The organism is Salipiger pallidus, assembly GCF_014643635.1.
Lineage (GTDB): Bacteria > Pseudomonadota > Alphaproteobacteria > Rhodobacterales > Rhodobacteraceae > Salipiger > Salipiger pallidus.
In genome coordinates this window covers 351,433-373,720 of the sequence record NZ_BMJV01000001.1, presented here as the reverse complement: position 1 = coordinate 373,720, position 22,288 = coordinate 351,433, and the positions used below count along the sequence as shown (strand labels likewise).

At 64.8% G+C, this 22,288-nt stretch carries 14 protein-coding genes; 2 read left to right on the top strand and 12 right to left on the bottom strand.

All coding sequences use genetic code 11. The features are described from left to right. Nucleotides 1–66: 66 nt before the first annotated feature. Complete coding sequence (eno, locus tag IEX41_RS01775) at nt 67–1,341, bottom strand: phosphopyruvate hydratase (RefSeq protein ID WP_188788230.1); 1,275 nt, start codon at nt 1,339–1,341, stop codon at nt 67–69. 332 nt (nt 1,342–1,673) lie between these two features. On the opposite strand from eno, the gene IEX41_RS01770 reads away from it, so the two are divergent. Then, nucleotides 1,674–2,828: a mechanosensitive ion channel family protein gene (locus IEX41_RS01770; protein ID WP_188788228.1), complete on the top strand. Its 1,155-nt coding sequence runs from the start codon at nt 1,674–1,676 to the stop codon at nt 2,826–2,828. A gap of 379 nt (nt 2,829–3,207) precedes the next feature. On the opposite strand, the gene IEX41_RS01765 is transcribed toward IEX41_RS01770, so the two are convergent. The 11 genes from IEX41_RS01765 to IEX41_RS01715 form a co-directional block, all read right to left on the bottom strand. Next, nucleotides 3,208–4,074, bottom strand: coding sequence for a DMT family transporter (locus tag IEX41_RS01765; RefSeq protein ID WP_188788226.1), 867 nt, complete (start codon nt 4,072–4,074; stop codon nt 3,208–3,210). 6 nt (nt 4,075–4,080) lie between these two features. Continuing rightward, nucleotides 4,081–5,715, bottom strand: a complete 1,635-nt coding sequence (locus IEX41_RS01760; protein ID WP_188788224.1) for an alpha-D-glucose phosphate-specific phosphoglucomutase — start codon at nt 5,713–5,715, stop codon at nt 4,081–4,083. A gap of 15 nt (nt 5,716–5,730) precedes the next feature. Further along, on the bottom strand, nt 5,731–7,587 hold the full coding sequence (locus tag IEX41_RS01755) for a 4-alpha-glucanotransferase (protein ID WP_188788222.1): 1,857 nt from the start codon (nt 7,585–7,587) through the stop codon (nt 5,731–5,733). Next, nucleotides 7,584–9,647 carry a glycogen debranching protein GlgX gene (gene glgX / locus IEX41_RS01750; RefSeq protein ID WP_188788220.1) on the bottom strand — a complete coding sequence of 688 codons (2,064 nt, stop codon included), beginning with the start codon at nt 9,645–9,647 and terminating at the stop codon, nt 7,584–7,586. Before glgX ends, IEX41_RS01755 begins: the two co-directional genes overlap by 4 nt. Then, nucleotides 9,644–11,056 carry a glycogen synthase GlgA gene (gene glgA, locus IEX41_RS01745; protein ID WP_188788218.1) on the bottom strand — a complete coding sequence of 471 codons (1,413 nt, stop codon included), beginning with the start codon at nt 11,054–11,056 and terminating at the stop codon, nt 9,644–9,646. The genes glgX and glgA overlap by 4 nt, the downstream gene beginning before the upstream one ends. Next, complete coding sequence (gene glgC / locus IEX41_RS01740) at nt 11,053–12,318, bottom strand: glucose-1-phosphate adenylyltransferase (RefSeq protein ID WP_188788216.1); 1,266 nt, start codon at nt 12,316–12,318, stop codon at nt 11,053–11,055. Before glgC ends, glgA begins: the two co-directional genes overlap by 4 nt. Nucleotides 12,319–12,439: 121 nt before the next feature. After that, nucleotides 12,440–14,623: a 1,4-alpha-glucan branching protein GlgB gene (gene glgB, locus IEX41_RS01735; RefSeq protein WP_188788214.1), complete on the bottom strand. Its 2,184-nt coding sequence runs from the start codon at nt 14,621–14,623 to the stop codon at nt 12,440–12,442. A 59-nt stretch (nt 14,624–14,682) separates the two neighbouring features. Further along, nucleotides 14,683–17,070, bottom strand: a complete 2,388-nt coding sequence (locus IEX41_RS01730) for a glycogen/starch/alpha-glucan phosphorylase (protein WP_188788212.1) — start codon at nt 17,068–17,070, stop codon at nt 14,683–14,685. A 144-nt stretch (nt 17,071–17,214) separates the two neighbouring features. Then, nucleotides 17,215–18,183, bottom strand: a complete 969-nt coding sequence (locus tag IEX41_RS01725; RefSeq protein WP_188788210.1) for a glucokinase — start codon at nt 18,181–18,183, stop codon at nt 17,215–17,217. Between the two features lie 4 nt (nt 18,184–18,187). After that, nucleotides 18,188–19,525: a GH1 family beta-glucosidase gene (locus IEX41_RS01720; protein WP_188788208.1), complete on the bottom strand. Its 1,338-nt coding sequence runs from the start codon at nt 19,523–19,525 to the stop codon at nt 18,188–18,190. 46 nt (nt 19,526–19,571) lie between these two features. Next, nucleotides 19,572–20,594: a LacI family DNA-binding transcriptional regulator gene (locus tag IEX41_RS01715; RefSeq protein ID WP_188788206.1), complete on the bottom strand. Its 1,023-nt coding sequence runs from the start codon at nt 20,592–20,594 to the stop codon at nt 19,572–19,574. Between the two features lie 254 nt (nt 20,595–20,848). Between IEX41_RS01715 and IEX41_RS01710 the strand changes: the two genes are divergently transcribed. Next, nucleotides 20,849–22,222: an ABC transporter substrate-binding protein gene (locus tag IEX41_RS01710; RefSeq protein ID WP_188788204.1), complete on the top strand. Its 1,374-nt coding sequence runs from the start codon at nt 20,849–20,851 to the stop codon at nt 22,220–22,222. Nucleotides 22,223–22,288 lie beyond the last annotated feature (66 nt).

Sequence of the window (22,288 nt, the reverse complement as noted above, 5' to 3'; positions counted from 1 at the left end):
GCCCGGCGACCAAATTCCTGTGACAGGAATTTGCACCGCCCCGTGGCTGGGGCGGTGCGGACGCGCTTAGCGCAGGATCGACTTGCCCGCGTAGATCGCGGTGTCGCCCAGCATTTCCTCGATGCGGATCAGCTGGTTGTACTTGGCCAGCCGGTCCGAGCGTGCGAGCGAGCCGGTCTTGATCTGGCCGCAGTTGGTGGCGACGGCGAGGTCGGCGATGGTCGCATCCTCGGTTTCGCCCGAGCGGTGGGACATCACGTTGGTGTAGCGCGCGCGGTGGGCCATATCGACGGCCTTAAGTGTCTCCGACAGCGAGCCGATCTGGTTCACCTTGACCAGCATGGAGTTGCCCACGCCCTGTTCAATGCCCATGGAAAGGCGGGCGGGGTTGGTCACGAAGAGGTCGTCACCCACCAGCTGCACCGATGCGCCGATCTTGTCGGTGAGCATCTTCCAGCCGTCCCAGTCGTCCTCGGCCATGCCGTCCTCGATCGAGATGATCGGGTAGTTGGCCACCAGCTCGGCGAGGTAATCGGCGTTCTCGGCAGAGGTCAGGGACTTGCCTTCGCCCTTCATCTCGTACTTGCCGTCCTTGTAGTACTCGGTCGAGGCGCAATCGAGCGCGAGGAAGATGTCCTCGCCGGGCTTGTAGCCGGCCTTCTCGATGGACTTCAGGATGAAATCGAGCGCTTCAGTGGTGCTGCCCAGTTCGGGTGCAAATCCGCCTTCATCGCCAAGGCCGGTGGACATGCCCGCCGCCGACAGTTCCTTCTTGAGGGTGTGGAACACCTCGGAGCCCATGCGCACGGCTTCGCGGATGTTTTCCGCCGCCACTGGCATGATCATGAATTCCTGGATGTCGATGGGGTTGTCCGCGTGCTCGCCGCCGTTGATGATGTTCATCATGGGCACGGGCAGGACGCGGGCCGAGGTGCCGCCGACGTAACGGTAGAGCGGCTGGCCGGTGAATTCCGCCGCTGCCTTGGCAACTGCCAGCGACACGCCGAGGATGGCGTTGGCGCCGAGGCGTCCCTTGTTCTCGGTGCCGTCCAGTTCGATCATCGCGCCGTCGATGGCTTCCTGCTCGGTGGCGTCGAAGCCCACCAGCGCCTCGGCGATCTCGCCGTTGACGGCGGCCACGGCCTCGAGCACGCCCTTGCCCATGAAGCGCGACTTGTCGCCATCGCGGCGCTCGTGTGCTTCGTGCACGCCGGTGGAGGCGCCCGAGGGCACGGCGGCCCGGCCCATGGAGCCGTCTTCGAGCGTCACGTCCACCTCGACGGTGGGGTTGCCGCGGCTGTCGATGATCTCGCGCGCGTGGATGTCGATAATGGTGCTCATGGGGTGTTCCCTCCCGCGATAAAAGCCTTTGATCCCGAGCTATAACAGCCCCGGCATGGATGTAAACGCTGCCCCGCGAGGCAGGGCGCTAACACTGGGGACCGGCGGCGCCGGGTCTCCCGGGTCCTGCCGATACCGCTAACATGTGTCGCCTGCATAACGCGCAGTTCTGCCCGAAAAGTGCAAGGGGGAGGCGCGGGAAATCGCTGTTTCGCGGTTTTCCGCCGCCTCGGCTTTTGCCTAACGCCGCGCTGCGGCTAACTGACGATGCAAGTGCAGAAAACCGACAGAAGCCACGAGCGGAGAGGAGGCGCGCGATGGCAGGAGATGTAATGGAACATGAACTTGAGCAGCTCGGCACACAGGTCGAGGAAATCACCACCGGTATCGAAGAGGTCATTCCTGTGCTGCCCACATGGGTGATGCCGGTGGCGGTGCTCGTGGTCGCCTTCCTCGCGGGGCTGATTGTCTTCCGGCTGGCGTTCGGCATCCTGAACCGCATGGTGGCGCAGAAGGACCTGTTCTGGCGCAGCCTCGTGGCCCGCACCCGCCGCCCGCTGCGGCTTGGGCTGCTGGTGGCTGCCCTGACCGTGGGCGTCGCCGTGGCGCCCTTATCGCCCGAGGGCACCCAGCTGGGCCGTCACGCGCTACTCATCGCTTTCATGGTGCTGGTAGGCTGGACGGTGCACACCGCCCTGCAGATCTGGACCACGGTGCACCTGCGCAAGTTCACGCTGGACTCCGAGGACAATTACCTTGCCCGCAAGCACGTCACCCAAAGCCGTATCCTCGTGCGGATGGCGGGATGGATGATCGTCATCATCGCCACGGCGGCCATCCTGATGACCTTTGACGGGGTGCGGCAATGGGGCGTGTCGCTGCTCGCCGCCGGTGGTGCCGCCGGTATTGTCGTCGGTCTGGCCTTTCAGCCGGTGCTCAAGAACATGATCGCGGGCATTCAGCTGGCCATCACCCAGCCCATCCGCATCGACGATGCGGTGATCGTCGAGGGTGAATGGGGCTGGATCGAGGAGATCACCGGCACCTACGTGGTCATCAAGATCTGGGACTGGCGGCGCCTTGTCGTGCCGCTGAGCTACTTCATTGAGCAGCCGTTCCAGAACTGGACACGGGACACCTCGTCGCTTATCGGCAACGTGCTGCTCTACCTCGACCACACCACGGACATCGCCCGCCTGCGCGAAGCTGCGCGCAAGGCTGTGGAAAGCTCCGAGCTGTGGGATGGCGAGGTCTTCGTGGTGCAGGTCAACGATTTCCGCGAACGCGAGATGGAGGTGCGTATTCTGGCCTCCGCCCGCTCTGCGCCGCGCACCTACGATCTGCGCTGCGAGATCCGCGAGAAGCTGGTGACGTGGATCCAGAAGGAGATGCCCCAGGCCCTGCCGCGCACCCGCGAGACGGTGTCCGTGGACGGCACCGGGCGGCCTCTGCCGCCGGAAATCCAGGAGATCAACGGCCGGGTTTGACACGCTGCCCGTTGGCGCGGCTCGCGACGCCGGCAGACCGGTGGGGCAAGCGGGCTCCGATTATGTCCTGCAAGCCCTGCGCCTGTGGCTGCCCGGCAACCGAGCCGGGTGGCAGATGAACTAAAGGGGCGCCGATTGCAGCGGGAACGCGTCTGGCCGGGGCGCCGTGTGGCGTGGCCGGTGTGTCTTTTTGCGTATTTTCAAAGAGAAGAAGAGCCGGAGCGTGCTTATGATCGGCAGCCGGCGGTCTGTTTGCATCGGTTGGCCGGGGCGCGCCGACCTTGACGGGTGATGGTGTCGGGCGCGCCGCGCGGTTTTGCGAATGTGGTCCTGCCATGTCCGCCTGACCGTATCGGGGTGATGGAGCCGGGCAGAGAGCTCAGGCAGGCCGCGCGAGGCGTCGTTCGCGCAGGAAACTGTAGAGCCCCGCCGCAAGGATCAGCGCCGCGCCGGCAAGAGTCCACTCGTCAGGCCGTTCGTCAAAGAACATCATCCCCAGCCCGGCGGTGAACACCAGCCGCGTGTACCGGAACGGCGCCACCGAGGACACCGGCGCCATGCGCATGGCGGCCGTCACCGCGAGGTAGCCCGATGCCGTCACCACCACCGCGCCCGCCATGTAGCCGAACGCTGCGGGATCGAGGCTGACCGGGCTTTGGGTGATCAACATCAGCAGCAGTCCGGCGGGCAGCACCGCGCCGAAACCGTAGGCCGAGACGGCGATGGAATCGAGATGGGCGGGCAGGGTGCGGGTGACAAGGTCGCGCGCCGCGAGGCCGGTGACGCCGATCACCGGGAACAGCTCCCACCCGGTGAAGCCTGCCCCAAAGGGGCGGATGACCATGAGCATGCCCACGAGGCCCACGCCGATGGCACACCAACGCCGCCAGCCCACGGGTTCATGAAGGAACAGCGCCGCGCCGATGGTCACCACGAGTGGCGCGGTCTGCATGATTGCCGCCATCAGTGACAGGGGGATGCGTGACAGCCCCACAACCATGCCGATGGCGCCGATCATCTCGAAGCCGTTGCGCAGCAGGATCTTGCCGCTCGTGAGGTCGCGCCAGCGCAGTGGCACTCGCCGCGTCAGCGCCAGCGCCACAAGAACCGCCGTGCCGCCTATGCTCAACATCGCCATGACCTGGCCCACCGGAGCATGTCCGGAGGCCAGTTTCAGGAAAGCATCACTGCCAGCCAGCAGCGCCATTGACAGGACCATCAGCGCGATGGCGCGAAGCGTGTCCACCTTGGGTCAGGTGATGACGTCGGGAGCATCGCGGCCTGTGCGGGCCTTGATCTCGGCGATGGTCTCGGCGGCTGCGATGACCTCGGCCAGCGCTTCCTGCGGGTCGAGCCCGAACTGCGCCGGATCGGTTTCGACCTTCTCAAGATAGACGCGCAGGGTCGCGCCCTCGGTGCCGGTGCCCGAAAGACGCAGCACAAGGCGGCCGCCCCCTTCGAAGCCGACCCGCAGGCCCTGGCCTTCGGCGCGCGAGCCGTCCACCGGATCGTCATAGGCAAACTCGTCCGCTGACACGACCTTGAGGCTGCCGAAGCTCTGACCCGGCAGGCTACCGAGTTGGCCGCGCACGTGGTCCATGACCCCGGCGGCGGCGTCGCTGTCCACCGCCTCGTAATCGTGGCGCGAGTAGTAGTTGCGCCCGTAGGTGGCCCAGTGTTCGTCCATCAGCTCGGCGACCGAGCATTTCTTGACCGCAAGGATGTTGAGCCAGAACAGCACCGCCCAAAGACCATCCTTTTCGCGTACGTGATCGGACCCGGTGCCAAAGCTCTCCTCGCCGCAGAGCGTGGCCTTGCCTGCGTCAAGAAGGTTGCCGAAGAACTTCCAGCCGGTCGGGGTCTCGTAGCAGTCGATCCCGAGCTTCTCGGCCACGCGGTCCACCGCTTGACTGGTGGGCATCGACCGCGCCACACCCTTGAGGCCGTCCTTGTAGCCCGGTACCAGCGTTGCGTTGGCTGCCAGCACCGCAAGGCTGTCCGAGGGCGACACGTAGCACTGACGGCCCACGATCATGTTGCGATCGCCGTCACCGTCCGAGGCGGCGCCGAGGTCGGGCCCCGAGGCTGACATCATCTCGTCCCAGAGCTGTTTCGCCCAGGTGGGGTTCGGGTCGGGGTGGCCGTCGCCGAAATCGGGAAGGGGGATCGCGTTGAACACCGTGCCCGGCGACGCGCCAAGCATCTCCTGCAGGATGCGGCTGGCATAGGGGCCGGTGACGGCGTGCATGGCGTCGAAACGCATGCGGAAGTCTGATTTGAACAGTGCGCGGATGGCGTCGAAATCAAAGAGCTCCGCCATGAGGTCGGCGTAATCGTCCACGGGATCGACGATCTCGATCTCCATGTCGCCAAGGCTCACGGTCTCAAGGGTGCGCAGGCCGATGTCCTGGGTTTCGGTGATCTTGAATTCGGCGATGGATTTGGTCGCATCGAAGATCTTGCCGGTGATGGTTTCGGACGCGGGCCCGCCGTTCGAGCTGTTGAACTTCACGCCGAAATCGCCGTTAGGGCCGCCGGGATTGTGGCTTGCCGAAAGGATGATGCCACCGTCGGCGCCGCGCTTGCGGATGAGGTTCGATGCGGCGGGGGTCGACAGCAGGGCGCGCTTGGCGACGATCACCTTCTTGGCGCCCGATGCGGCGGCCATGCGCAGCACGACCTGCGCGGCCTGGCCGTTGAAGTGGCGCCCGTCACCGCCCAGCACGAGGGTCTTGCCCTCGACGCCACCGATGCCGTCCCAGATGCTCTGGATGAAATTCTCGAGGTAATGATGTTCCTGGAACACGGCCGTCTTCTTGCGCAGGCCCGAGGTGCCGGGCTTCTGGCCGTCGATGGGATCGGTGGGAACGGTGCGAATGGTGGTCATCTTGAAATAGGTCTCCTATCGCCCGGCACGTTTCATGATACGGGCGCAGTTTGCAAGCACGGGCGAGGATGTGATGCCCGCCACTCCGGCGGCAAGTCGCTGACGCCAATTGGGATATTCGAACACGGTGCCTGGAAGGTTCGGCTGATCCGCCATCCCGAGCATATCCTCGACCTGAAGTGCCACCATGCGCGACGCGGTGGCGGCCAGAAGCGAGGCCATGGCCTCGGGGCGTTCGGGGGCATGGTCGCCGCGGTAGGGCGACGTTGCGCCGTCCATGCCTTCGACCTCGCGGCCGCGGAAGCCCAGCATGCCATCCACATGTGACGGATCGATGATGCCGATGTCGCGGCGCAGCTTGATCTCGCGACCCTCCCGCCAGCCTTTCCAGGTGGGCGCGTCATGGGACGAGAAGCTGGCAATCGCGCCCTTGGAATAGGCTTGCGGGGCTTTGTACCAGGGCGGATCGCCGTCATGCTCGAAACACATTAGGCGGCAGCCGAGGATGCCGCTTTGCTCAAGCTCGTGCTGTAGACCGTCGGGGATCACCCCGAGATCTTCGCCCACGATGACCGCCCCGGCGCGTGCGGCCTCAATCCGGGCGATGGCCAGCATCGCATCACGGGGCATGGCGACATAGGCGCCGGGCTGGCCGTCGGCAACCCAGTAGGCGCGCTCGAAGCCAAGGATATGGTCAATGCGCAGCGCACCCGAGAACCGCAGCTGCTGGCGCAGGGTCAGGGCCAGAGCCTCAAAGCCGGTGTCGATGAGATGCGCGGGGTTGAAGGGCGCAAGGTTCCAGTTCTGCCCCTGAGGTGCGAAGGCGTCGGGCGGCGCGCCGAGGCTGGCACCGAAGGCAAAGGCGTTGCGGTCTTCCCACGTCTCGGCCCCGTGCGGATGGGTGCCAACCGCTAGGTCAAGGTAAAGCCCGAGCTTCATGCCTGAAGCCTTTGCCTTTGCTTGGGTTTCCGTCAGTTCCGCCTCGGTGCGATACTGCAGCCATGCGTGGAACCGAACGCGGTCTGCCATGTCGCGCGCGGCGCTTGTGACGGCCTCGGAGGCGGGGTCGTGGTAGGCTTCGGGCCAGGTGTCCCAGTATGGCCCGAGCTTTTCCGACAATGCCTGATGGACCGCGAAGCGGTGCAGCGCTTCGCCCTCGTGAGCGAGGTAAGCCTCGAAGGCCGGGCCCGGCGGACTGGCGTGGAATTCGGCCTCGAGCGCAGACAGCCGCGCGGGGATCTCCTGGCTGAGCTCCAGTAGCGGGCCGGGGTCTTTGGCGGCAGCCTCGGTATGCAGATAAAGCGGCGCGAGGCGGCGGCGGTGGGATGGCGTGTAGGGGCTGAAGCCCCCCAAATCGCTCAGGAACCCGGCGTGGATCGGATTGATCCCGGCAAAGGCGGCACCCATGGTGCCGAGCCCTTCGGTGAGGCGGGCAAGATCACGGTAGCTGCCGATCCCGGCTTCTCCGATCCCGCGCAGGCAGGCCAGCGGCACCATGAGGCCCCACATCGGGTCCGGCAGCGACAGGCGTGCGGGGGCGCTCAGCAACCAGCATTTAGCGCCACTGGTGGTCAGCAGGTGGCGGCCCAGCGGCAGCGCAGGCAGGGGGCCGCGCCCTTCGATCGTGGTTCCGTCCTCGAGCGTGATCTGCCAGTCGGTCGGACAGTCGAGCGGCGCGGGAATGCCCGGCTCGCAAATCAGCCAGCGGGGCAGCGACTGGTCCGGCGCCACCATGCCATCCTCAAGCCCCATGGCCGCCAGAAGGGCGCGGCGGGTGTCGTCACTGGTGTGCTGGATCTGGCCGGAAAGGTCTCGGAATTCTGATAGGATTCCGGCACTTGCGGCGCGTTCTTCCAGTGTTTTTTCAGTCATGCAGGCTCCTCGACGAAGGCCACGACGGAACAAGCCGCCATATCGAAATGGGCGCCCACGGGCGCGGCCTCGGGCGTGGGGGTGTTGGTGTCGATGTGGCGGACCCAGCTGAAGCCACGGGGTACTCCGGGCAAGGTCAGGCGCACAGCGTCACCGGCGTTGAAGGCAAGGTAGATCGCTTCTTCCCTTTGGGCATAGCTGGGCGTGCCGCTGGCCATGCGAAATTCGGCGCAGAGCGTTTGCAGGTGGCCATTGGTCCAGTCGGCGCGGGTCATCTCGGTGCCGTCGGCGCGCCACCAGAAGAGGTCGGGCACGCCATCGACGATGCGCGGGCGCGAGTGCAGGAAGCGCTTCTGCCGCAGGATCGGGTGGGCCTGCCGGAAGTTGATGAGCCAGCGGGTGAATTCGATGAACTGCTCATCGGCGCTGTACCAGTCAAGCCAGCCGGTGGCGTTGTCCTGGCAATAGGCGTTGTTGTTGCCGCGCTGGGAGTTGCCGAACTCGTCCCCTGCAAGGATCATCGGGGTGCCTTGGCTCAGCAGCAGGGTTGCCATCATGTTGCGGCGGCGCAGGGCGCGGGCGTCATTTATCGCCTCGTCCTCTGTGGGGCCCTCGTGGCCCATGTTGTCCGAATGGTTGTCGCCGTGGCCGTCGCGGTTGTCCTCGCCGTTGGCGTCATTATGCTTTTCGTTGTAGCTCACCACGTCCATGAGGGTGAACCCGTCATGGGCAGTGATGAGGTTGACCGAGGACGTGGCCTGCCGCCCGGAATGATCGAACAGCCCCGCCGAACCGGTGATGCGGTCCGCGAGCTTTGGCACGAGGCCCAGATCGCCGCGCCAGAAGCTGCGCACGCCGTCGCGGAATTGGTCGTTCCATTCCGAGAACTGCGCGTTGTAATTGCCCACCTGATAGCCGCCGGGGCCAATATCCCACGGCTCAGCGATCATCTTTTTCATCGCCAGAACAGGGTCTTGCTGGACGGCCTTAAAGAATGCACCGTTCCGGTCAAAGCCCGTGTCGGTGCGCCCCAGAGTCGAGCACAAGTCAAACCGGAAACCGTCCACGCCCATGGTCGTCGCCCAGTAGCGCAGGCTGTCCATCACCATGCGCAGCACCATCGGATGCTCGAGGTTCATCGTGTTGCCGGTGCCGGTGTCGTTGATGTAGTGGCGCTTGTCGTCCTGAAGGCGGTAGTAGGACCGGTTGTCGAGGCCTCGGAAGGACAGCGTGGGGCCGTGTTCGTCGCCTTCGCCGGAGTGGTTGTAGACCACGTCGAGGATCACCTCGATCCCCGCCGAATGCAGCCGCGCGACCATGTACTGGAATTCCCACAGCCTGCCTTCGGTCATGAAGCGCGGCTCGGGTGCGAAAAAGCCGATGGTCTGGTAGCCCCAGTAGTTCACCAGCCCCTTCTTCACGAGGAAGCGGTCATTGAGGAAAGCATGGACAGGCAGCAGTTCGACCGCCGTGACCCCAAGCCGGATCAGGTATTCCAGAACCGCGTCAGAGGCCAGCGCAAGGAAATGGCCGGGATGGTCGGCGCCCGGAAAGGTCTGGGTGAAGCCCTTGACGTGGGCTTCATAGATGACGCTTTCCTCCAGCGGGGTCTGCGGCGCCCGGTGCCCCTGCGCGCCCCAGTCAAAGCTGGGGTCCTCGACGATGGATTTCGGCATGTAGCGCGCGCTGTCCTGCGGGTCGGGCGATGTGGTACCGCCCATGAGCGCATCGTGCCAGACCGGGTGGCCGGTGAGGCGCTTGGCATAGGGGTCAATCAGCAGCTTTGCCGGGTTAAAGCGGTGGCCGTTCTCGGGGTCGAACGCCCCGAGCGCGCGGTAGCCGTAATGTTGCCCCGGCATCAGGCCCGGCACGCGACCGTACCAGATCTGGCCGTCTCGCTCGGGCAGCGGCATACGAGTGGTTTCCACGCCATGTTCGTCGAAAAGACAAAGCTGCACCGCCTCGGCATGTTCCGAGAACACGGCGAAATTCACCCCGTCACCGTCAAAGGTCGCCCCAAGCTGTGCGGGGCTGCCGGCAAGGATCTCGGGAGAGGTCATGTGCCTCGGGCCATGTCGCGGTAAAGCTCTGCGTAGGCGCTGGCGGAGTGGCTCCAGCCGACTGGGGCTGCCATGGCATTCTTCATCATCTTCGTCCAGGTTGCACGGTCCTCGAAGAGTTTGACCAGCTTCATGAGAGCTTGTGCAAGGGCCTGCGCGGTCACCGGGTGGAACTGCACCCCGGTTGCCGCCCCCGCTGCCAATCCGGCAGGCGATGCATTGATGACCGTGTCCGCGAGCCCGCCCGTCAGAGCCACCAGCGGCAGGGTGCCATGGGCGAGGCCGTAAAGCTGCGTCAGCCCGCAAGGTTCGAACCGTGAGGGCACGAGGATGGCGTCGCCCCCGGCGATCATGCGGCGGGCCAGCGCCTCGTCATAGCCGATGGTGGTGGCGACACCGGGGTGCACTTCTGCGTAGTCGAGGAAAGCCTGCTCCAGCGCGCGATCGCCGCTTCCGAGCAGCACCAGCTGGCCGCCGCGGTCCAGTAGCGCGGGCAGCGCCTGCAATAGGAGGTCGAGACCCTTCTGCTCGGTCAGCCGCGAGATCAGCACGCAGACCGGGCCGGGCCAGTCGGGCAGCCCGAACTCCTTCCGCAGCGCGCGGCGATGCTTGGCCTTGCCCGAGGGGCTCTTGTAGGGAGCCGACCATATGCCTTCGTCGATGCCGTTGAGGATACCGGTCAGATCTTCCTGTCGCTGTTGCAAGACGCCGTCGAGACCCATGCCGAAATCTTCGGTCATAAGTTCGGACGCATAGGTGGGCGACACGGTGGAAAGTTTATCCGCGTAGACAAGGCCGGCCTTCAAAGCGCTGATATTGTTCCAGTATTCGTATCCGCGTTCGTTGAAGCCCGAATGCGGAAGGCCAAGCCGTTCGATCATCGACGCCCGGGTGATGCCCTGGAAGGCGATGTTGTGTATGGTCAGCAAGGATTTCACGCGATCGCCTGCGCCAAGCTCGCGCAGGTAGAGCGGCGCGAAGCCCGCCTGCCAGTCGTGGCAGTGCAGAATCTGTGGCTGCCAGCCCTCGATTCCGTCGGCACAGATGCGGGCGGCGGCGTAGGACAGCGCTGCAAAGCGTTCAGCGTTGTCCTGCCAGTCGCGGCCCATGGCATCGGAATAGGGCCCGCCGTCCCGATCAAACAGGTGCGGTGCGTCGAGCACGTAAAGCACCTGCTGCCCAAGCTTGCCGCGCCAGACCCGGGCAAAACCGCCGAAAAGGTCGTCCCATTGTGCGACGGTCTTCTTGCGGCCCATGGCGGCGATGACCTTGGGATAGCCTGGCAAGAGGGTGCGCATCTCGACCCCGTGCGGTGCCAGAGCGCCCGGCAGGGCCCCGGCGACATCCGCCAGCCCCCCGGTCTTGATCAGCGGCACGCATTCCGACGTGACCGACAGAACCTTCGTCATTTTTCGGCTTCCCTCCGGTCCAGCATCCGCTGGGTGATGAGTGTCACGCCATTGTCGGTAACGCGGAACCACTTGGCGTCTTCCACGGGGTCCTCGCCGACCACCAATCCTTCAGGGATATGCACCCCGCGGTTGATGACAACGTTCTTCAGCCGGGCATGGCGCGCTACGTAGACATAAGGAAGCGCTACCACGCGGTTGAGCGAGGAATAAGAGTTCGTGTGGCACATGGTGAACAGCAGCGACTCTCGGATTTCCGTCCCCGAGACGATACAGCCGCCCGTCACGAGTGAGCTGACAGCAGTCCCGCGCCTGTCCGCTTCATCGTGAATGAACTTGGCGGGCGGGGCGAGTTCGGAATAGGTCCAGATCGGCCAGTCGCGGTCCCACAGGTCGAGTTCCGGAGCAAATTCCGTGAGGTTGATGTTGGCTTTCCAGAAGGCATCCAACGTGCCCACGTCGCGCCAGTAGGCGGGCGTGCCGGCCGGCGAGCGCACGCAGCTGTCCTCGAACCGGTGAGCCTGCGCGGTGCCCTTGGCGACGATCTCGGGGATGAGGTCTTTGCCGAAATCATGGCTCGAGGTGTCGCTCGCCATGTCCTCGATCAGCCGCTCGCGCAGGAAGCTCCAGGTGAAGACGTAGATCCCCATGGAGACCAGCGATTTATCCGGATCCTCCGGCAGACCCGGCGGATCCTTGGGCTTTTCGAGGAAGGACGTGACGCGGTCTTGTCCGTCGACCGCCATGCAGCCAAAGGCCGACGCCTCGGAGCGGTCCACAGTCAGGCAGCCCACGGTCACGTCGGCGCCGCTTTCGGCGTGCTGGGCGATCATCACCTCGTAATCCATTTTGTAGACGTGGTCGCCTGCAAGGATCACGATGTAGTCGATGTCGTAGCTGTCGATGATGTCGATGTTCTGGGCCACAGCATCGGCGGTGCCGCGATACCACATGCCTTCATCCACCCGTTGCGAGGCGGGCAGAATGTCGAGAAATTCGTTGCGCTCGGCCCGGAAGAAGGTCCAACCCCGCTGCAGGTGGCGGATCAGGCTGTGTGCCTTGTACTGCGTCGCCACCGAGATCTTGCGGATCCCCGAATTGAGCGCGTTCGAAAGGGCGAAGTCGATGATCCGCGTCTTGCCGCCGAAATAGACGGCGGGTTTGACGCGGGTGTCCGTAAGTTCGTGCAGGCGCGAGCCGCGCCCTCCCGCTAGCACGAAGGCCATGGATCTGCTGGCAAGCCGATGTGGTGTCCGAGGCATATTGGGTCCCTCCCTTTGGCAGGGGGCCGCGCCTCGCGCTGCGGCCCCCTTTGTTTACCTGCGGCGCCATTGTCCTCCGGCAAGCCCCAAGCGTCCTAGATCTGGTCGGGGGTCGTCCCGGTCAGTCTTTGATGAGGTAGATCGCGGACAGGGGTGGCACTGTGAGATCCACATGCGCCGGCTGGCCGTGCATCTCTCCTTCCACGGCCTCCACCTGTCCGTAATTGCCCCGGTTGCCGCCGCCGTAGATTTCGGCGTCGCTATTAAGCGCCTCGCGCCATGTGCCCGCCGTCGGCATGCCGATGCGGTAGGCCGATTGTTCCTGCGGGGTGAAGTTGCAGATCACCACCACCTGCGGGTCTTCAGGGCCGGCCTTGCGGGTCCAGACGAAGACGGAATTCTGGCTGTCGCCACCAACGATCCATTCGAACCCATCCTCGAAACAGTCGCGCACGTGCAGTGCAGGCGTACTGGTGTAGAGGTGGTTGAGGTCACGCACGAGCGCCTGGATCCCCGCATGGCGCGGATCTGCAAGGCAATCCCAGTCGACCTGTGCATCGTGGTTCCATTCCGACCGCTGCGCCAGCTCCTGTCCCATGAACAGCAGCTTCTTGCCCGGATGACCCCACATGAAGCCGTAGTAGGCGCGCAGGTTGGCGAACTGTTCCCAATCGCTCCCGGGCATCTTGCCGATCATCGACCCCTTGCCGTGCACCACCTCGTCATGGCTGATCGGCAGGATGAAGTTTTCCGAATAAGCATAGACCAGCCCGAAGGTCATCTGGTGGTGATGATGGCTGCGGTGGATCGGGTCCTTCTTCATGTACTCGAGCGTGTCGTTCATCCAGCCCATGTTCCACTTGAACCCGAAGCCAAGGCCACCCTGGTTCACCGGCTGCGACACGCCGGGGTAGGCGGTGCTTTCCTCGGCCACGGTCATGATGCCCGAGTGCGCGCCATAGGTTTCGGTGTTCATGCGCTGCAGCACCGCGATGGCTTCGTAGTTCTCGCGCCCGCCGTCCTTGTTGGGCACCCATTCGCCGGGATTGCGCGAATAGTCGCGGTAGAGCATGGAGGCCACCGCATCCACCCGCAGACCGTCGGCGTGGTATTCCTCGAGCCAGTAAAGCGCGTTGGCGGTGAGGAAGTTCGACACCTCGGCACGGCCATAATTGTAGATGAGGGTGTTCCAGTCCTTGTGGAAGCCTTCCCTCGGGTCCGCGTGTTCATAGAGCGCAGTGCCATCGAACTTTCCAAGCCCGTGCGGGTCACTCGGGAAATGGCCCGGCACCCAGTCGAGGATGACGCCGATGCCCGCCTTGTGCGCGGCGTTCACCAGATCGCGGAACTCGTGTGGCAGGCCGCAGCGGATGGTTGGGGCGAACATGCCCACCGGCTGGTAGCCCCACGAGCCGTCAAAGGGATATTCGCTGATCGGCATCAGTTCGATATGGGTGAAGCCCATGTCGGCGACGTAGTCGATCAGTTCCTTCGCGGCCTCGATGTAGGAAATCGGGCGGCCCCAGTCCTTACGCCGCCACGAGGGAAGGTGCACCTCGTAGACGCTGATCGGGGCCTCGCGCTTCTGGGCTTCGGCGCGGGTTGTCATCCACTCATCGTCGGACCAGCCATAGCCCGATATGTCGCGTACGATCGACGCATTCTCCGGCGGGTGCTGCGAGCCAAAGCCCACCGGGTCGGCCTTGAGCGGCTGAACCTGGCCATCGGCCCCGAGGATCTCGTAGCGGTAGACCGCGCCGTCGGCGACAAAGGGCACGAAGATCTCCCACACGCCGGTGGCGCCCCGGCGGCGCATGGCGTGGCGGCGACCGTCCCACCAGTTGAAATCACCCACGACGGACACCCGGCGCGCATTGGGCGCCCAGACCGCGAACTGGCAGCCCCACTGGCCTTCGTGCTCGATCACATGGGCACCAAGCGCCTGCCAGATCCGCAGGTGGCTGCCTTCGCCCAGCAGGTATTCGTCCATCTCGCCCAGCACCGGCCCGAAGCGGTAGGCGTCTTCGAATTCCCAGGTGTTGCCCGAGGCCTCGCCGCGCAGCCAGTAATGGCCGCTGCCGGGCACCGGGCCGCGGAAGATACCGGGCGCGCCGCCCATGGGCGTCAGGGGGTGGGTGGTGCCGTCATCGGTCACAGCATGAAGCGTCTGGGCACCTGGATCGAAGACGGTGACGATCCGGTCCTTGCCAGTTCCGTGCGGCCCCAGAAGGGCGAACGGGTCATCATGCTGCCCGTGGATCAGGCGTTCAAATTCCGAGGCGGGAGGAGTGCTTGCATCCATCATACCCCGGACTGTAGCCCGATCCACGGAGTTCGCAATGGGGACACGCGTCCCCTAACTGCTCATTTTTCCAGCAGGCTTTCAGCCTTCCAGATGTCATTCATGTAGCCACGGATTGTCCGGTCGGACGAGAACCAGCCAGACCGCGCGGTGTTGAGTGCGGCCATGCGCGCCCAGCCGAGCGTGTCCTTGAAGGACGCGTCTACCTCGCGCTGTGCGCGCCAGTAATCGGTGAAATCTGAACAGACGAGGAAGTAATCCGCCCCCTCTAGATTGCTCACGATGCCCTCGTAGCGCCCCGGCTCGGACGGCGAGAAGCGGCCCGCCCGGATCTCGTCCAGGGCCCGTTTCAAGCGCGGGTCGGCCTCGATGGCCTTGCGGGCGTGGGCCTCTGTGGTGCGGCGCTCCATCACTTGCTCGGCGGTCATGCCGAAGAGGAAGAAGTTCTCGGCCCCTACATGTTCGCGGATCTCCACGTTCGCGCCGTCGAGCGTGCCGACCGTGGGCGCGCCGTTCAGGGCAAATTTCATGTTGCCGGTGCCCGATGCTTCCTTGCCCGCGGTCGAGATCTGTTCCGACAGATCCGCCGCCGGGACCAGCCGTTCGGCCAGCGTCACGTTGTAGTTCGGCAGAAACGCGATCTTGAGGAACTTCGAGGTCATCGGATCGGAGTTGATGACCGCTGCCGCGTCGTTGATGAGGCGGATGATGTCCTTGGCAAAGAAGTACCCCGGCGCCGCCTTGCCTGCGAAGAGCTTGAGGCGCGGCGTCCAGTCCGCGTTCGGATTGTCACGGATTTCCAGCCAGTGCGCGATCGTTTCCAGGATGTTGAGGTGCTGGCGCTTGTATTCGTGCAGACGCTTGATCTGCACGTCGAACAGCATGTCGGGGTCAGCGTGGATGCCATGGGCGCTGCTCATCCAGTTCGACAGCTCGACCTTGTTGGACCGCTTGATGGTGGAATACTTGTCGAGCCACCCCGCATCCTCGACGAAGGGCTCGAGCTTCGAGAGCTGACCGAGGTCATCGACCCAATCCTCGCCAATGGACGAGGTGATGAGGCCCGCAAGCCGCGGGTTGCAGGCCAGCAGCCAGCGCCGCGGCGTGACGCCGTTGGTCTGGTTGACGATGCGCTCAGGGTGCAGGTTGTGAAGCTCTTCGAAGACGGTTGTCTTCATGAGCTCCGTGTGCAGGGCCGACACGCCGTTCACATGGTGTGCCATCACGAAGGACAAAGGCCCCATCTTCACGAGGTTGTCCGAGCGCATGGATTGCGTGCGCTTGGGGAAATTCTTGGCATGTTCGTGGTCGATCTGGTCGACGATCTGCAAATGACGCGGCAGCAGCTTGCCGAATAGGCCTTCGCCCCAGGTCTCAAGCGCTTCGGGCAGAAGTGTGTGGTTGGTATAGGAAAGAGTGCCTCGGGCAATCTCGACCGACTCCTGGAATGACAGGCCCCGCTCGTCATGCAGGATGCGCACCAGTTCAGGGCCGGCGATGGCCGGGTGCGTATCGTTGAGCTGGATCGACACCTTCTCCGGCAGGCGGCGCAGGTCACCGAACTGGTTGTTGAAGCGGCGCAGGATGTCGCGCAGGGCGGCACCGGTCAGGAAATATTCCTGCTTGAGGCGCAGCTCCTTGCCTTGCTCGGTGGTGTCGTCGGGGTAGAGCACGCGGCTGATGGTTCGAGCCAGTGCCTCGGGGGCTGCGGCCCTGGTGTAGTCGCCATGATTGAACGCATCGAGGTCGAACGGATGGATCGCCCGGCCGGACCACAGGCGCAGGGTGTTGGCCCAGCGGCCCTTCCAGCCGACCACGGGGGTGTCATAGGCCTCGGCCTCGACTTCCTCGGACGGGTACCAGCGCACGGTCTCGCCCCGGGTGTCCACGTGGCCGCCAAAGCCGATACGGTAGCGCACTTCGGGACGCTCGAATTCCCAGGCGTGGCGCTGTTCGAGCCAGTGCTCGGGCATCTCGACCTGACGCCCGTCGACAAAGCTCTGGCGGAAGAGGCCGTGTTCGTAGCGGATGCCGTAGCCATGGGCGGGGCAGCCGATGGTCGACAGGCTTTCGAGGAAGCAGGCCGCCAGCCGCCCGAGGCCGCCATTGCCAAGCGCCGCATCGGGCTCGTCGTTCAGGACCTCGTGGTAGTCCTTGCCATACTCGGCCAGCGCCGATTTCGCCTCGTCCACCAGCTCGAGGTTGACGATGCCGTCCTCGAGAAGACGGCCGATGAGGAATTCCATCGACAGGTAATAGACCCGCTTGGCGCCGGTCTCGTAAGTTTTCTGGGTGGCCTTGAACCACGCGTCGACGATCCGGTCACGGACGGCAAAGCTGAGCGCCATGCGCCAGTCTTCGAGGATCGCGTGTTCGGGATCCTTGCCGAAGCTGTAGGTCAGGTGGCGCAGAATGGAGTCGCGAAGGGGTGTGGTCTTGGTGTGGATCATGGCTGAACGCTCGCTAAAGAGGTTTGGCCGCGCCCCGCGCCAAGGAGAGGCGGGGCGGGATATTGCGTGTGCCGCGCCCGTTTGTCGGACGGGTATGCCCATGGAGTCATCAGGAACCGGCCCGGATGGCAAGGCACATGGCGCTCACGCGTTCGTTTGCATCTGTTCTGCGAGGTGACATGCACATCCGGTGAGCGCCGCGAAGTCGTCTTCCACCAGATGTACAGGAAACTGCTCCATGAAGTCAGAGAAACGTCCCTTGTCGGTGAAGCCTTCTTTAAAGCCGTGCGCCATCAGGTGCGGACCGAAGTGCCGGGCCACGCCGCCGATCAGGTAAAGCCCGCCGAAGGGCAGGGTGATGAGCGCCAGATCGCCGCAGGCCCGGCCCAGCAGGGTCGAGAACATCGAGACCGCGCGCCGCGCCCGGTCGTCGCCCTCATGGAACAGCGCCATGATGTCGGCCGCCTTGCGCGTGTCCTCGATGCCGTCCTCGTGGCACAGCCAGTTCCAGATCCGCTCGAACCCGCGGCCCGAGATGAAGTGTTCCACCCCGGGGCTTTCGTGGTTGTGCGCGATGTAGGCCGCAAGGCGGTGTTCTTCCTCGGTGCGCAGGCCAAGGGTTGTGTGCCCGGCCTCGGCGGGCGGCACGAGGGTGCGATCGCCCAGCCGGAAGGCGGCGGCGGCGTTCATGCCGGTGCCGACGCCCACCACGAGCCGCGCCGATTGCGGGCTGGCGGGCTGGCCGGGGAGGATCTGCGTCAGGCAGTCGTCGGGGATGTGCCCCAGCGCGTGGCCCTGCGCCTGCATGTCGTTGAGCACCGCGAGGGTTTCCGCGCCGGTGGCGGCGAACAGGATCTCACGGTCCACGTGCCAGTCGAGGTTGGTAAGCGTGCCCGCGCTGTCGCGCACCGGGCCCGCCATGGCGACGCAGGCGGCCTCGACCTTGGCGCCGGTCTGGGCCAGGTAGTCCTTGAGCACCGGGCCGATGCCCTCCCAGTTGGCGTTGGTGTACCGCTTGACGCTGGCGGCATCCACCTGCGCGCCGCAGGCAAGCGCCACGCGGGTGTTTGTTCCGCCAATATCGGCAAGGACGGCTAGGGGTTGCTGGCTCATGGCGTCACACCTCCGCGTGTTTTGTTAGCGCTCTCGTCATGGCGTGGTAGGAGGCTTTGGGCGTCCGCGCAAGCGTCTCGAGATCCACATGGACAAGGCCGAAGCGCTTGTCATAGCCGAAGCTCCATTCGTAATTGTCCAGTAGCGACCACGCGAAATAGCCTTTGACCGGGACGCCGCCCGCGATGGCGCGGTTCACCTGCGCGAGATGCGCGTCGAAATAGGCGATGCGGTGGTCGTCCTCTATGGCCCCGTCCGGGCCGGGCTCATCAAGCGCGGCCATCCCGTTTTCCGTGACATAGATCGGCAGATCACCGGTGTATTCCTCGGCAGTGCGGGTGAGGAAGCGGTAGAGGCCCTCGGGGTAGATCTCCCAGTCCATGAAAGTCTTGGGCAGGATGCCGGGAACGGGCTTGTGGGCCGGCCAGGGCGTGTCCGCGGGCGCCATGTTCGAGCGGGTGTAGTAGTTGATCCCGCACCAGTCGAGCGGCTGAGAGATGAGGCCCATGTCGTCCTGCCAGCCCTTCGGCAGGTGGGGCTCCAGCCCTTCAAGCACGATGTCGGGGTATTCGCCCTTGAACGCTCCGCCCATGAACCAGCGGTTGTAGAGGCCATCGTAGCGCGCGGCGGCCAGCTGCGCCTCGGGGGTGTCCTCCGCAGGCTCCGCCCATTCAAGGTTGAAGACGCAGCCAAGCCCCGACATCCCGAGCCCGCGCATGACTTCGGTGGCGCGGCCATGGGCCAGCAGAACATGGTGCATCGCGCGGCTCGCAGCCCGTATGTCGCGCAGCCCCGGGGCCTGACCGCCAAGGAAATGGCTCAGCCATGCCACACACCACGGCTCGTTGATCGGGGCGACGGTTTCCATGCGGTCGCCAAGCCTGCGCATCACGGTCTCGGTGTAATCGCCGAACCACGCGGCGATGTCCCGGTTGCGCCAGCCGCCCATGTCCGCCAAGGCGGACGGCAATTCCCAGTGGTAGAGCGTGGCAAAGGGTTTCAGGCCCCGTTCCAGCATCGCGTCGGTCAGGCGGTCGTAGAAATCGAGACCTTCCGCGTTCACCGTCCCACGCCCCTCGGGAAGCACCCGCGCCCAGCTGATGGAAAAGCGGTAGGCGTCGAACCCGGCGGCCTTCACGAGGTCGAGGTCTTCCTCGTAACGGTGGTAGTGATCGCAGGCGGTGGCGCCGTTTTCGGCGCGCACCACGTTGCCGGGGGTGTCCGCGAAATCATCCCAGTGGGTACGCCCCGCGCCGCCGAAGCCGTGGCCTTCGATCTGGTAGCTCGAGGTGGCGGTTCCAAAGATGAAGTCGTCTGGAAAGTCCTTGCGCGACAATTGCATGAAGGTCGGTCCTGTCAGCGTTTCGGTTTCAGGGGATGGGCGGGTTTCATGGCGCGGGGCCGGTGGACCCACCGATGATAAGCTGCGCCTCGAGCAGGTGGCTCTCCGGCGCGGTTTGCGGGGCCGCGATATGACGCAGCAGCATCTCGGCGGCGATCCGGCCGGCCTCGCGGACCGAGGACCGCACGGCGGTAAAGATCGGCACGTCGCGCCCGTTGGACAGGTAGGTCAGATCGTCGTCATGGGTAATCACCGACACGTCGCGCCCGAGGGTCAGCCCCGCTTCGTGCAGCGCGCGGCGGATGCCGATTGCGATGATCGACGATGACGACAGCACCGCCGTGGGCGCATCGTCCAGTGCCAGCAGGTGGCACATGGCGGTGTAGCCATAGCTTTCGGTCATCTCGCCGCTGTGCATCAGAGCAGGGGCCGGCACGAGACCGCGGTCCGCCAGCGCCTCCTCGAAGCCGATGCGCCGGCGGTGGGCGAAATCCATGGTCTCGAGCCCGTTGATGAGCGCGATGCGACGATGCCCGAGGTCGATCAGGAAGGATGTGGCGCGGCGAAAGGCCGAGACGTTGTTCATGTCGACCCAGCTGTAATCGCTGGCGATCCCCGAGGCGCGTCCATGCACCACGAAGGGCAGGCCAAGCCCCTGAAGGAAGGGGATGCGCCCGTCGTTGATGCGAGGGCCATGCACGATCAGCCCGTCCACGTCGCCCTTGGCCTTGAGGCGGCGATAATTGTCAGCCTCGTCCTCGTCGCCGGTCATCGACAGGGTCATGTCGTAGCCCGCGGCAAGGTAGGCCTGCGACGCCCCCGCGATGAAATCGCCGAAGACCGGGTTGACCATCTCGTGCTGGGTGGACACCGGGATGACATGTCCCACCGCCATGGCGCGGCCCGTGGCCAGCCCCTTGGCCCGGGCATTGGGCCGGTAGTTCAGCGCCTGCGCCGCATCGCACACCCGCTGCCGGGTGGCCTCGGACACCTCGGGGTAGCCGTTCAGCGCCCGGCTGACGGTGGTCTGGGACAGGCCCAGGTGCGCTGCGAGCATCTTGAGGTTCACGGGTGGCAGATCTTTCAAAGCGCTTCGGGTGCCGGGGAGGGTAACCGCAAACCAAACCGGTTGGGAAGATCTTTTCAGACTGCCTTGAAATGACCCGCCACCGCGATAGAACAGAATGAAATACCGGCACGTTGCGGTTGACAGACTTCCATTGTCGCGAGACCGTGCCGAAAAGCCAAAGCGCTTTGGGAGAATCTTCTCAAGGCTGCAAGATGCGGACCCAGATCCGCGATAGACGGGAGGGAGACGTCACGATGACCACCACGATCACCAGCACCATCCGCAACCGGCTGCTCTGCGGCGGCGCGCTCATCGCGCTGGCCGCCGGGGCGCAAGCGCAGGACATGCCGTTCGAGATCGGCTCGGGCGATATGCACTGGGACGGCTTCGAGGCCTTCGCCGATGAATACGACCTCTCGGGCGAGACCATCGAGATCACCGGCCCCTGGACCGGCCTTGAGAAGGACAAGGTGGACGTGATGTTCCGCTACTTCGAGGAAGCCACTGGCGCTGACGTGAACTACTCCGGCTCGGACAGTTTCGAACAGGACATCGTGATTGCCGCCCGCGCGGGCACCGCGCCCAACCTCGCGGTCTTCCCGCAGCCGGGCCTTGCCGCCGACATGGCCAGCCAGGGCCTGCTGACGCCGCTGCCCGAGGAAACCGCCGACTGGGTGGCCGAAAACTACTCGGCCGGGGACAGCTGGGTGGATCTGGCGACGTATGAAGGCGAAGATGGCGAGGAACATCTTTACGGCCAGTTCTATCGCGTCGACCTCAAGTCTCTGGTCTGGTATTCGCCCATCGCCTTCGACGAGATGGGCTACGAGATCCCCGAGAGCATGGAAGAGCTCAAGGAGTTGACCCAGCAGATCGTCGACGATGGCGGCACGCCGTGGTGCATCGGCCTCGGGTCCGGCGCGGCGACGGGCTGGCCCGCCACCGACTGGGTCGAGGACCTGATGCTGCGCACGCAGGACCCGTCGGTCTATGACCAGTGGGTGACCAACGAGATCCCCTTCGATGACCCAGCCGTGGTCGAGGCGATGGAGGAATTCGGCTGGTTCGTGAAGAACGACGATTACGTGCAGGGCGGGGCGCAGGTGGCCGCTACCACCGACTTCCGCGACAGCCCCAACGGCCTCTTCTCGGTGCCACCCGAATGCTACATGCACCGGCAGGCCAGCTTCATCCCCGCCTTTTTCCCCGATAACGTCGAACTCGGTCAGGATGCGGATTTCTTCTACCTTCCCGCCTACGAAGACCGTGACCTTGGCAAGCCCGTGCTTGGCGCGGGCACGCTGTTTTCGATCACCAACCCGTCGGACGGTGCAAGCGCCATGCTTGAGTTTCTCAAACTGCCCATCGCGCATGAATTGTGGATGGCGCAGGACGGGTTCCTGACCGCTCATGCGGGCGTTAACCTTGATGTCTATGCCTCCGATGCGCAGCGGGCCATGGGCGAGATCATCGCCGATGCCACCACCTTCCGCTACGACGCCTCGGACCTCATGCCCTCCGAGATCGGGGCCGGTGCCTTCTGGACCGGCATGGTCGATTTTGTCACCGGCGACAGCGCCGAAAACGTTGGCGCCGCGATCCAGTCGCGCTGGGACGGCATCCAGTAATGCATGATGGCGCGGGCTGACGCAGGCCCGCGCCTTGCGCTGATACGAGGCCCGGCTGATGCGCGG